Annotated in this window: 8 protein-coding genes; 7 read left to right on the forward strand and 1 reads right to left on the reverse strand. The window is 56.8% G+C overall.

The genetic code is table 11. The annotated features are described in order from the left end of the window. The first annotated feature begins 16 nt into the window (after nucleotides 1–16). The 3 genes from ACYG9R_RS19270 to ACYG9R_RS19280 all read left to right on the forward strand — a co-directional run bounded on the left by ACYG9R_RS19270 (nucleotide 17) and on the right by ACYG9R_RS19280 (nucleotide 3791). Complete coding sequence (locus ACYG9R_RS19270; protein WP_155923339.1) at nucleotides 17–676, forward strand: hypothetical protein; 660 nt, start codon at nucleotides 17–19, stop codon at nucleotides 674–676. Nucleotides 677–788: 112 nt separating this feature from the next. Next, nucleotides 789–2057, forward strand: coding sequence for an ABC transporter substrate-binding protein (locus tag ACYG9R_RS19275; RefSeq protein ID WP_023825066.1), 1269 nt, complete (start codon nucleotides 789–791; stop codon nucleotides 2055–2057). 1218 nt (nucleotides 2058–3275) lie between these two features. Then, nucleotides 3276–3791 carry a M23 family metallopeptidase gene (locus ACYG9R_RS19280; RefSeq protein WP_023734925.1) on the forward strand — a complete coding sequence of 172 codons (516 nt, stop codon included), beginning with the start codon at nucleotides 3276–3278 and terminating at the stop codon, nucleotides 3789–3791. 215 nt (nucleotides 3792–4006) lie between these two features. Here the strand turns inward: ACYG9R_RS19280 and ACYG9R_RS19285 are convergent, their stop codons facing one another. Next, nucleotides 4007–5278, reverse strand: coding sequence for a twitch domain-containing radical SAM protein (locus ACYG9R_RS19285; RefSeq protein ID WP_196813638.1), 1272 nt, complete (start codon nucleotides 5276–5278; stop codon nucleotides 4007–4009). Nucleotides 5279–5568: 290 nt separating this feature from the next. Between ACYG9R_RS19285 and ACYG9R_RS19290 the strand changes: the two genes are divergently transcribed. The 4 genes from ACYG9R_RS19290 to ACYG9R_RS19305 all read left to right on the forward strand — a co-directional run bounded on the left by ACYG9R_RS19290 (nucleotide 5569) and on the right by ACYG9R_RS19305 (nucleotide 12580). Continuing rightward, nucleotides 5569–7650 carry a caspase family protein gene (locus tag ACYG9R_RS19290; RefSeq protein ID WP_023734922.1) on the forward strand — a complete coding sequence of 694 codons (2082 nt, stop codon included), beginning with the start codon at nucleotides 5569–5571 and terminating at the stop codon, nucleotides 7648–7650. Nucleotides 7651–8335: 685 nt separating this feature from the next. Next, nucleotides 8336–9862 (forward strand): heparinase II/III domain-containing protein, encoded by a 1527-nt coding sequence (locus ACYG9R_RS19295; RefSeq protein ID WP_196813637.1) that lies wholly within the window; start codon nucleotides 8336–8338, stop codon nucleotides 9860–9862. A 55-nt stretch (nucleotides 9863–9917) separates the two neighbouring features. Further along, complete coding sequence (locus ACYG9R_RS19300; protein ID WP_023734920.1) at nucleotides 9918–10367, forward strand: hypothetical protein; 450 nt, start codon at nucleotides 9918–9920, stop codon at nucleotides 10365–10367. Then, entirely contained in the window at nucleotides 10364–12580 is a 2217-nt protein-coding gene (locus tag ACYG9R_RS19305; protein WP_023825065.1) for a glycosyltransferase family protein, read from the forward strand. Before ACYG9R_RS19300 ends, ACYG9R_RS19305 begins: the two co-directional genes overlap by 4 nt. Nucleotides 12581–12655 lie beyond the last annotated feature (75 nt).

Raw genomic sequence — 12655 nt, forward strand, 5'->3', positions numbered from 1 at the left:
GCTAGCCGAGCGAGACTTGCATCCGGTCAGCACAGCACAAGCGCAGCTAAGTTTCTGCTTGGTCCACCTGATGCGGCGCGAGCCTGCCGAAGCCCTTCAATGGGCGAAGAAAGCTGTCACTTTATGTGATGAATTCGTCATGCCATTGCTGCTTGGCCAGTCTCGTGTGTATTTCGGCTGGGCGCTCGCCGGTCTGGGGCAGTTGGAGGAAGGCATTCGCCAAATGCGCCTGGGAATTGCGGGTATCGCCGCAACTGGCGCGGATATGGGCATGGCCTACTACCTTTGCATTCTCGCGCGCAACTGCGGCGAGCGCGGCGATGCAAGCGAAGGCCTTGCCCTCCTGGCGCAGGCTTTCGACACTCTGGGCAAATCGACCTCGAAGTATCAGCTACCAGAGTTATTGTGCACAAGGGGTGAGTTGGTTTCAGCGCTGGACCCGACCGATGAAGCCGCCGAAAGCTGGTTCCAGCAATCGCTCTCGGCGGCCCGCGATCAAGGCGCGAAATCCTCTGAACTGAGGGCCGCGCTTCGGCTCACCCGCCTCTATGCCGGCCAAGGCCGCAACGATAAGGCGCGGCATATTCTTGCGCCAGTCCACGCCAGCTTCACCGAGGGGTTTGACACACCTGATCTCCTAGAGGCCAAAGGGCTGCTCCAAATGCTTTCGCATTAGACGGAACGTGGGTGAAGCACTGCATCCAATACGCAAATTCCTAGTTGGACGACGCTGCTGTGGAAGGAGAAGCGATATGCAAACGTGGGCTGGTCTGTTGCTAGGCGCCGCCATGACATTTGCGAGTGGACCTGTTTCGGCCAAGGAACTCACTATCCTTTGGGCGGAGTGGGATCCGGCGAATTACCTTCAGGAACTCGGCAACGAGTACGAGAAGGAAACCGGCGTCAAGGTAACTGTTGAAACGACTGCCTGGCCGGGATTCGAAACCAAGGCCTTCGCCGAGTTCAACGCCAGCGGCGACGCCTATGATATGGTCGTCGGCGACTCGCAGTGGCTCGGCGCGGGCTCGACCGGCGGCCACTATGTCGACCTGACCGACTTCTTCGCCAAGAACGACGTGGCCAAGCTCATGGCCCCTGCCACGGTAAAATTCTACGCCGAATATCCTGGCAACAGCGGCAAATACTGGGCGATCCCGCTCGAAGGCGACGCCGTCGGCTGGTCCTATCGCAAGGACTGGTTCGAAGACCCCAAGGAGATGGAAGCCTTCAAGGCGAAGTATGGCTACGACCTCGGCGTGCCGAAGGATTTGAAGGCGCTGCGCGACATCGCCGAGTTCTTCTACCGTCCGGACCAGAAGAAGTACGGCGTCGCGATCTATACCGACAATACCCACGACGGGCTGGCAGCGGGCTTCGAAAGCATGCTGTTCTCGTACGGCGGCGAGCTTGGCGACTACTCGACCTACAAGGTCGACGGCTTCATCAACTCCGACAAGGCGATTGCCGCGCTCGATGCCTACAAGGAGCTGTACGAATTCACGCCTCCGGGGTGGGCCAACGCCATTTTCACCGAGGACAACCAGGCGATCACTGAAAACCTGGCGGCGATGAGCATGAACTTCTTCGCGTTCTTCCCGTCGCTGATCAACGAGGCGAGCAATCCCAACGCCAAGAACACCGGCTTCTTCGCCAACCCTGCAGGACCGAACGGCGACCAGTTCGCCGCGCTTGGCGGTCAGGGCATCTCGATCGTCTCCTACTCCTCGAAGCAGGCCGAATCCCTGAAGTTCCTGGAATGGTTCATCAAGGACGAGACCCAGAAGAAGTGGGCGGCGCTCGGCGGCTACACCTGCAGCGCAGCCATACTGAAGTCGGACGAGTTCCAGAACGCCACGCCCTACAACAAGGCCTTCCACGAGACCATGTTCAAGGTGAAGGATTTCTGGGCGGTTCCGGAGAATGCCGAACTGCTGCTACAATTCAACCAGCGCGTATATCCTTATGTAACCGGCGATTCCGGCACGGCCAAGGAAACGCTTGACGCGCTGGCAGCCGACTGGAATGCGACTTTCAAGAAATACGGCCGCCGCCAGTAGGCCGTCTATTCTGGTGACCTCAATCGCCGCTTCTGGCGCAAGGCGGTAGCCACTTTGCCGGACGCAAGCGTCGGTTTTCTCGATCAATTGTCGCGAAGGGGACGGTCCGCTCCCGGCCTAAAGGCTGCCGGTCCACATTACGCCTCGTTGTCGTCGTTCTGGCGTGGCTTTGCCTAGCCCGAAGCGGTCGTACGCTCATGTCGAGGGTCGATCGCTCCTTACGAAGGAGGACACTGCGCTTCCGCCGCGGCAACGATCGAATTGCAGCGCCCGGCCCGCGAGGCCGCGCTGGCACTGGAAGAGATGCTAAAGGACCTACTGCCTACCCCCGCTGAGGCGCCTGAGCCCACCAACGCGCACCAGCCGCTTCCCAGTGCCCGATACACTCGCGACGCACCTGACGAGGCCGCCCGCCGCCGGGCCCGCGCCGAGCTGCTCGTGGCCAGATGTCTGAACCCGAAGAGCCGCAAGAGTGGCCGGTCGTGACGGACGGCGAGCCGATCCCCTTCGACGACCCCCTCGCCGATTGGTGACTTTGTGTCCGAAGCCCAGTGATACGCCCCTACAAGGCGCAAATCACACGGCGTCCCAGCATAAAAAATCTAACAAAAACAGCAATTCCATACCTGGTGCGTGATACGCTGTCCAATGGTTGTACCATCGGAGGGTCCAACCTGCCGCAACTAACCCCGGCAACTAGCACCAACCGACAGTTTACCGAACCCGGCGCTCAATCTCGCGTCACCAAGCGCTCGGCGCTTCCTTGGACGGGTCGGTGGGGGAGCGAGTCTCCGCCATTGCGGCTTAGCTTACCTGCGCAAACCAAGGGCTGTCACTTGCTACGTACAAATCAGCCTACATAGTGGAATCGAATTCTGGAGCTAGAACATGCCCGCCCGCTCGACAATTCGCACGGCCGCACCATCCAAGGGTACCTGTAAGGCACCATGCGTGGCGTCGAAACTTGGTGGTGCCTGCTAGTGCACCATAGCGGTCGAGGTCGGGTTGTGACTCGATTTCGATAAAAACAAGGAGATCTTAAATCGGCGGACGGGTGACAGGGATCGGGGGAGACCTCCAGCGTTCGGCCGCAACGAGGTCGAAGACTGGCGCTCGAACAATGTAAGCGTTGGCCTAGGTCGTGCTCCTACACGAGGGCAAGGTTATCATGGCGTGGGAAAGTTGATATGCTGCAGCAACGCCATCGGAGCACTTAACATGAAACTGCCGCTCGACGTGAACAAGATTCGGGACGACGGACCTCGTGAAGCCTTAGGCAACTCATTTGGTTTGGTCAGAAAGGACAAAAAGAACAAGGCGAAATGGCATAGAGGATGGGATTTGTCTGCCCGACCTGGCTCGGCGGTCTACGCGATAGCAGACGGACGAATAATACACAGATTTCATAACGTTAAGGGGTACGGAGAGGCCATTGTCCTAGAATTCGATAATCCCAAGTTCGATCCGTGGAGCAGAACGTGTGGAGGGCTGCAGACCTATCGCAAGCTTTATGCCGTTTACGCTCATCTCAGCAAGATGTTGAACTTGAACTCAGTACACAAAGGCCAAGTGATTGGATACACGGGCACCGGAGGTAATGCCGTAGGCGAACCTCCCCATCTGCATTTTGAAATCATGCTCGAAGAACCGCTTAACCCTCACTCGCCGCGGATCGATCCTGGCGAGTTGTTTGGCTACTCGTTCTATGTCTGCGAAGGCCGGATAGGGCGATAGCGCTCGTGACAGGAAACATGGGGTGAGGCCGCCAACGGCACTAAGGGAAACAAAGTCGATCCGTGTTCGGCAGTACAATTTACCTCTTGTCTGGAGGGAACGCTAACGGGCATCTACGAACCAGCGATGCGTGATAGACTGTCTCCCAGCTCGAACTGTGGAGAAGTGAACTCACTTTCCCATTTGGAGCCAACAACACGGGCGATAAACTGTTGTCAATCTCCGGTATAGTTGGCGAGCCGCCGGTCGACTGACAGAAGATTTTGGAACTGCCCCTGATCGTGGCGGGCGCTTTCAAATTCTCCGATGACCTTGGCGTCGTAAGCGCTACGTTTGGGGGGTGCGGCGGCTCCAAGCTTCTCCCTCGTCAACGCAAGTTCGAGTGTCGAGTACACCGTGTCGAAGAGACTGTCCCGATCGTGAGCGTCGATCCAAATCATCCATCTTCTGCACCAATCCGCCCTGACTTGTTGCGGAAGGAATTCGACCGCCATATAGCGGTTGATGTCGCGCGGCACCATCAACTTGGCTGTTACGTGTATTTTGCGCTTGAGAGCGAATTGCAACAAATCACCCAGATGAAGCAGGCCGACTGATGTTAAAGTCAAATCGAGCGCCGCACTTATGCACGCATGCCTACGCGTCATATCAAGGAGAATATCCAAATTTCGGGCAAATATGTCAGTCTTGAAGCCGGTCCTTATATACTCGCCAGCCTGCCCCACGCCGTCGATAGATGCTTGCACATACACACTATTGAAGCAGGGCCACAAATCTTCGACGCTTCGGCCCCGATACGAAAACACTGTGAGATTGGTGTTATATGCCACATCGACATTTGCGGCTTCGCCGGACGATGCGAGTTCGCTCATGACATCCCAATGGGTGGAATCCATCAGGGGCTCTCCGCCAGCCCAATACAGATGTCCTACACGGCGCTGTTTGGCCGCCGTCATCAGTTCTTCACGAGCTCTGCCCAAGGCGGCAGCCCTGAGATCGACATACGCGGGGTCCCAATTGTGAACGTGCTCGCCGAGTTCTTGAAGGCCGATGTTACGGCGCGCCTCGACCTCCGCTGAGGATGAGGAATGCGGACCGCAAGTCCGACAGCGCAAATTGCAGGTCGACGTTCGATAGTCGAATGTTACAGGTTGCAGGGTTGTGGAACCATCGTCGGCGGTCGATGCTATCGCTTTGTCGATCATCTCGGGCCAGCGGCTTAACACTTCGTCCTTGTAAGAAAGAGTCCGATTGCCCGTATTCGAGCAATGGCCGCACCGCTTCGGCAATGTGCCGCTCAGCATTTGTCGACGAACGCCTTTGACTTCTTCCGAATTCCAATAATCCTCCAGTGAAGCCGAGGGGCCGCCTTCGGGATACTTTTCCAAAGAGACATCGATGCAGCAAAGCTTTCTACGGCCCTGCGCGCTTACGTGCGCGTGGATCCAGGGGAGCAGGCAAAAGCTGTCAATGGGTGACGCGGCCACGGACAATCCAATATGGCTTGTTCCTAAAATCTAATCAAAATCGATCGGATACGCAAAGATTTTCCATTCCTACGTCTCGCAAGCGCGAACAATGCCGGATTATGCAGGAATGAGCCCAAGTTGCAGCCCGCGAATTTGAAGAAGGCAAGCGCGAGCGGCCATAGTGGCTAAATTCCCGCAGTTACTTTGTCGACCGCCCTTCTTTTGAGGTGTTCCGACTTGTGATCCAAGCCAATGTCGCCGTATGCTCATGATGATTTTTGTTCGAGTTGGCTTCTAGGGGTCGGCTAATGGTCAATCGCCGCCTGGTACTTAGCGCCTGCCTTTTTGTCCCACTGGCGTTGTGGGACACCGTAAAGCCGGCGGCGGCCGAAACTCGGCTCGCACTTGTTATCGGAAACTCAGACTATTCGAACGTTACGAAGCTTCCCAATCCGACGAATGACGCTCGGCTGATCGCATCTTCGTTGGAGTTGGTCGGCTTCACCACGATAACGGCAGTAAATGCCAAACGCCGTGACTTCCTCGAGGCGATTAAAAGTTTCGTCGGGAAAATCGATTCAGACACCGTCGTGGTCTTTTACTATGCCGGGCACGGCATCCAATACCACGATGAGAATTTCCTTCTGCCGATCGACACCGAAGTCAGGCAACCTGGGGATCTGCCTTTCGAAGGTGTCAGCCTGAAAGCAATCACTGACGAACTGATGGAGGCCAAGCCGCATGTAGCCATCCTTATTCTGGATGCGTGTCGTGACAATCCACTGAAAGGTGGCGCCAAGAACTCGAAGGCGGATTTCGATGACGGTCTCGCGAAAATGCCAGGTGCTGTCGGTACGTTTATCGCATTCGCGACAGCTCCGGGTGCGGCTGCAATGGATGGTGCGGACGCTGACAGTCCTTTTAGCAAGGCACTCGCGTCCTACATCTCGAAGCCTGGTCTGCCGATTGAACAGGTATTTAAGCGTGTTCGCGAAACCGTAGTCGACAAGACAGACGGATTGCAGGTGCCTTGGGACAACACTTCGTTGATCACCGATTTTTTCTTCGTTAGCGCCATGGGCGACGAGCCCGAAGTGGTGCGAATGTCCGAGGCAGATGCAACCGCTTGGCGGGATGCTTCGACGGCCGACACGCTCAAGGCGTACAAGGGTTACATTTCCAAATATCCGGATGGCTTGTTCTCCGACCTCGCTACCGCACATGTCCGTGCTATCGAAGAGCCTCCCAAGTCCGAAACGCCGAAGAGCGGAAATGAAAAGCGAGGGCTCTCCTCAGTGGCGGATCTTTCAGACTGGAACAAGGCGAACAAAGTCGGGAGTTCAGCTGCATACAAAGACTATCTCGTAGCGCATCCGGATGGATTCTTCGCCAAACTCGCCCGTCTGCGCATAGAAGATACGTCGACCGCCGACCTAGCAAACATGACTCCCATTACCACAGTGCAGACACCGAATTTTCAGGAGTTCGTTGAAAACCCGCTTTACCCGGAAGTCACTGATTGCGATCGGTTGGCCGGGCACGTCCAAGAGGCCGCCGATCCGGCGGTAGGGGTCTTTTTTGGCCAGATCGAGCCTGCCAAGGCGGTTCCAGTCTGCCAGCACGCGCTTGAACAATATCCCGACAGCTTGAGGATTCTGACCAATTATGCGCGAGCCATCGACGCGGCCGGACGTCACGAGGAGGCCCGCGCGCTCTATCAAGCCGGCGCCGAAGCCGGCTTCCCAATTGCGTACCGTTCGTTGGGTGACGTTTACCGTGACGGTCGCGGCGTCGAGAAGGACTTGAAGGAGGCCCGGTACTGGTATGCGCTCGGTGCCGAAAAGTACAATGTCTTTGCGGAGCTCAATCTCGCGCTGATTTACGAGGGCGGGCTCGGTGTGCCGGTTAACAAGAGCAAAGCTGTTCAATGGCTATGGCGCTCGGCAAGCCAGGGATTTGCTCCTTCCATGGAAAAGCTGGCCGGCTATTACCTCAACGGCGACGTCGTGCCGAAAGATGAGCGACAAGCGGCGATCCTTTTGCAAGGCGCAGCCGAAATGGGGCATATTTGGGCAGAGCAACGTCTCGGTGAACTTTACATTTCCGGTACCGGCGTAAAAGCCGACCCATTGTTGGGAAGGGAATGGATCGAACGGTCGGCAACGCAAGGAAACGCTTACGCGCAAGTCGAAGTCGCAAAATTGTACCGTGATGGGGTCGGAGGGAAATCCGATGCCGTCGTCGCTTTGAAATGGCTTTATCTTGCAAAGAAGGGCGGTGCCGTTTCGGCTGATGAAGCCCTGTCTGAGCTGGAGGCAAAAGTTTCGAAGAAACAGTTGAAGCAGGCTAAGCTGCTTGCCAGCCGTTTCGCGGCGAAGCCCATTAAATGACTTTGCTAGCGATTGGCGATAAAAAGAGCGGGGCCTAACAAAGCCGGAATTGCTGGCGAAACATTTTTGACGCGTAGTTTCGCGATATTGGTTGGAAGAGGCTTGTGCTCACAGTGCCCTTTCAGCTACCCTATGTCCTGCTGAAGGTTGTGTTGGGGAAACATAGCAACCCATGACCAAGTTTTTGCTGGCAAAGATTTCGTCATTGGCGTTTGCAATCTCCTCGGCAGCGCTTCTGAGCGGGTGTGAGACCAGCGGCGGAAAGCCCGAACTCTGCGACCCCGGCGTTCAAGGCGCCAGGTGCGCGAAGATACCCAAGGCAAATGCGGTAAGGAGCGCCAGCCCGCGCCAATCGTCCCACTACTAACCTTTGAGTGATCTTCCGCGAGATGGCGCCTCCCAAACCCGTCGATCGGGAACGCAATTTTCGACCTTCGAACCACTGAGGTTGTTTGCTTCGAATTGAGGCAAAATGAATGCGCCGCTTTTTGTCACACGACATGGTGTTGCAAGGATTAGAAGATCAGTCGATTCGGACCCCTTCGCGCGGAGGGTTGCGGATAGTGTCCTTTCGGATGCCGACTGCTTGATGGACTTGCCGCCCCTTCTGTTGGAACGCGAGCCGGGGCGGAGCGTAATTCTGCCGACGGCGCGTAGGTTGTACGATCGGGTCGCCGTCTTGGGAATGGCGTCGATATTGACGGGAAACAATCGCTATCGCCGTCGAGGCGTTTCTGAACTTGAGAACGCTACAGCTTTCGATAGCTGGAATCCGTCCCATTTTCTCGACGTTGCCGAAATGGCATGCGGATTTGCCCTTGGCTTGGAATGGTTCGGTCCGGCGACGTCACATACGGAACGCGTGTTTTTAGAAGACTCTCTCGCCGAGAGAGCTTTGCGGCCGGGCCTCGATCAGTTGCGCGCCGCAGCGCACTGGACGACAGCGGCACACAATTGGAATGTCGTTTGCTGTAGCGGCCTTATCGTTGCAGCATTGGCAGTTGGTGCGCGTCATGCAGAACTAGCGGGGGAAGTCATTGCGCGCGCGACAGCCGCACTCGCCCATGGCCTGTCCTCTTTTGAGTTCGATGGTGGTTATGCCGAAGGCCCGGGTTACTGGGAGCATTCTGCACGATACGCCGTCGTGGCACTGGCCGCGCTTAGTGAAAGGGGCTTTATAATCCCCGACCCTGCGGGCCTTGCTGCGAGTTGGCTCTTCAACCGGGAAACCACTGCCCCCTCAGGTGCATGCTTCGATTTCGGCGATACGGTCCCGCATCCCGGCCGTTCGCCGATCCTTGGTTGGCTTGCCAGTCATAGCGGCCAGCCGGAGGCGGCTCTATGGCAACGGACTTCGCCTGGCAATCTTCATCCGTTCGACCTCTTGTGGCTCTCCGAAGAACAGGAGTCGAGTTTATTCGTTCAGAAACCGGTCACCGCCTTTCAGGGGGCGGGAATCTGTATCTTGCGGAAGTCCATCGGAACCTCTGAGGCCTATATCGGGTTCAAAGGCGGGCGCAACGATATCAACCACGCACATCTTGATTTGGGATCGTTCGTCTTTGAGGTTGGCAAAATCCGTTTCATAAGCGAACTTGGACGTGACGACTACGCGCTTCCCGGGTATTTCGACCTTGACGCCCGGTTCAGTTATTTTCGACTTGGGACGGCTGGCCATAGCACGATCACGTTCAATGGTAGATCTCAGTCGCTGGGGGCGCATGCGCGATGGTTGGGGACCTCCGATCAAGTGGACTTCGTTGCGGCCGCCTTTGAGATTGAAGACGAAAGTTCCCCAGTGCGTCACCGTCGCGGCATTGTGATCGATGGCGAATACGTCTGGATAGTTGATGAGATCACGCGCAAGCACGACACGCTGGAACCCATCCGGATCAACTGGCGCGCCTTCACCCAAGCAGAAATTTTCTGGCGGCAAAGGGCGGCAACGCTCACCATCGGAGGGCAAACTCTTGCTGCAGAGATCGTCGATAGCGGCGACGTTGCCTGGATTGTCGATCCGGTGGCATCGCCGCCGGGGGAGGGTGACAATTCGGGATTTACATGCCTGCGACTCGAGACCGAGATGACAGGGTCAGCGCAACGTTTGTGTGTAGCGGTCTCGGCTCCGACAACCCAAGGCAGCATTGCAGACAGAATGCCACCGCCCAGTATTGATTTGTGGCCATTGACCTTGCCGAGGAACGCCGGCTGAATAAAAGTCCATGAATCGGCCTTTTCACTGAAACGCGTAGAGAGGCAGGTGAAATATGAGGCTTCGATCGCTTATACCGTTCGCTAAGCGCCGCAACGATAAGCAGATTCCTTCCGACGAAGACGATATGCACATCTACCGGAGCGTAGCTGCCAAACCACTCGTAATGGTGACGGTTCTTGGAGTGAAATCGGATCTTCTCGATGAGATTATCCAGACTACCTCGCGCAAGTTCGAACCCAAGCATCGCCTGGTCTTTCTTACCGACTCGTCGGAATTCGGCATCTTTCGAAGCAATGGGGCAATCTTCGAATATTTTCCGCCGCTGCTGGAGCAGCGTCTCCATGCTGCGGTAATGCCTTGGCCGGAGTACCTCACCGAACGCTGGGCGCTGCTGGTAGCCAAATGGCGACCTATCCACATTATCGCCTACGGACAGAACATCGACGGATTTTTGGCCGCGGCATTGTCATCCGTTGATCAAACGCCGGTGCGGGGGACGTGACACACTTCGACATTGTTTTCGTTGCTGACGTTCGTTTCGAGGGAGGAACCTCGACGGCAATCGCGCTTGAAATGAAGTGTGCGGCACGCATGGGCCTTCGTATTGGGCTTTTGATGGTGAAGGGGCCGCTTCTGGGGCTTCCCTTTCCTGTTCACCCGCATATCCGCGCCATCCTCGACAGCGGGCTTGCCGAAAGGCTCGACCCCGACGTGAGAATCTCAGCAACCCTTGTTATAATTCATCACCCCACGATCATGGAGAATAGGCCGACACGCCCCATCCGAATCCGGTCGGACCGTGTCGTGGTGGTATTGCACCATCCTTGCTATGATCGGAAATATGCCGTCCAGTACGATCTTCCCCGGATTGTCAGGAATTGCTTCGATGCATTTGGGTCGGAAATCCACCTGGCGCCGGTCAGTTCCGTCGTCCGGAACAGCCTGCCACGAACTCTGCCGCCGCACGCCAACGCTACCGAAGCCGATTGGGAGAATCTCCTCGACCTGGACGACTGGCAACAACGCCCCCCTCGGAACGTTTCGACCCCGGTCGTGATCGGTCGGCATTCGCGCCCCGATGCGCTCAAATGGCCTAACACAAGGCAGACCGCCTTGTTGGCCTATCCGTCTGACGGGTCGAAGTACCGTGTCCGGGTATTGGGCGCGGGCGACTATTTGCAGAAGCTATATGGCGACCTACCTTCGAATTGGGAGCTCTTGCCATTTTCGTGGGATGGCACCTCAGATTTCCTTCGCTCACTCGATTTTTATGTCTACTACCATAGTGACGACTGGTCAGAGGCATTCGGGCGCACCGTTCTGGAAGCAATGGCGATCGGTCTTGTTGTTATACTGCCTCCCCATTTCGAAGACCTATTCGCCGGTGCGGCGGTTTACTCCGCGCCGGCACAAGTGGAACGCGTGATCAAGCGTTTCGTCGACGACCCTGTCGCCTATGCAGAGCAGGGAGCCCGTGCTCGCGCGCATGTAGAAATGCGCCACATGGCCGAGCGCTACGTCGAGCGACTGCGGTCGTTTAGGGTGACGCCTAGCGTTGCTGCTGCGTGCTCGGTATTCTCGTCGTTGCAACCCTTGCCTGATCGCAATGTGCTGTTTATGTCCTCAAATGGCATTGGCATCGGGCATCTGGCACAGCAACTCGCTATAGCGCGCCACTTACCACCTACCCTGCAGGCGCACTTCGCGACAATGTCCTATTCCATAAGGGCGGTGATTGAGGAAGGTTATCCTGCACACTTCTTCCCATATCATCGGCATCTCGGTGCCGACGTCGGTGACTGGAACCGCGTTCTTTCGGAAGAGCTATTCGACCTAATCTCTCATTTAAAGCCTGCCATATTCGCTTACGACGCGACCGCGGTGTTCGACGGAGTGGTGCGCGCCGTAGCCACTCATCGAAATATGTTTTCGATCTGGGTCAGGCGCCCGATGTGGCGGGAAGTCCATCGGCCGTTTCTTGAGCTGGCATCGAAATTCGATGCCGTTATCGAGCCCGGTGAACTAGCCGAGGACTTTGACACCGGCCCGACCGCAGCGTGTCGTGGAGAAGTGTTCCTAGTTCCGCCGGTTCTGCACGTCGCGCCTTCGGAACGCCTGCCGCGCGAGGTGGCCCGAAAAGCGCTCGATCTGGCCGACAGCCTAAAGGTGGTTGCCATCCAACTTGGCTCTGGTGCCAATTACGACATGTCCAGTGTGCATAGGACCGTCGTCGACGCGCTGCTCCGGCGGACAGACACCATGGTGCTCGACATCCGCTCTCCACTAGACATTGTCGATCCTCGGGGCGTGCCTGACCATCCACGGTTAAAGCGCCTGTCGCTGTTTCCAAGCTTTCGATACAGTTTGGCTTTCGACGCAGCCGTGAGTGCTGCGGGCTACAACGCGTTTCATGAGCAAGTGCTGGGAGCGATACCAACACTGTTCGTGCCGAACGAAGCGGAGGAGATGGACCGCCAACTCGCTCGCGCCCGTTGGGCCGAACTGACTGGACGAGGGTTGGTTTTGAGACGGAATTTCGACTTGGCTCACAGCAAGGCGCTTGTCGACCGCCTGCTCGATCCCGCCGAGCAAGCAAACATCATTGACCGCTGCACGGCGATCGAATGGACGAATGGCTCCGAGGACATCGCGAGTTATATCGAAGACCACGCCAGGCTGGTTCGCACCGACTGGGATATTACGAAAGAGGATTGAGTATCGATGTCACCGCGACCCGATGCTGGAAGCTGGAGGGGCGGGCGGGTACCGACTTGCAACATTTGCGGATGC

The organism is Mesorhizobium sp. RSR565B (assembly GCF_054719465.1).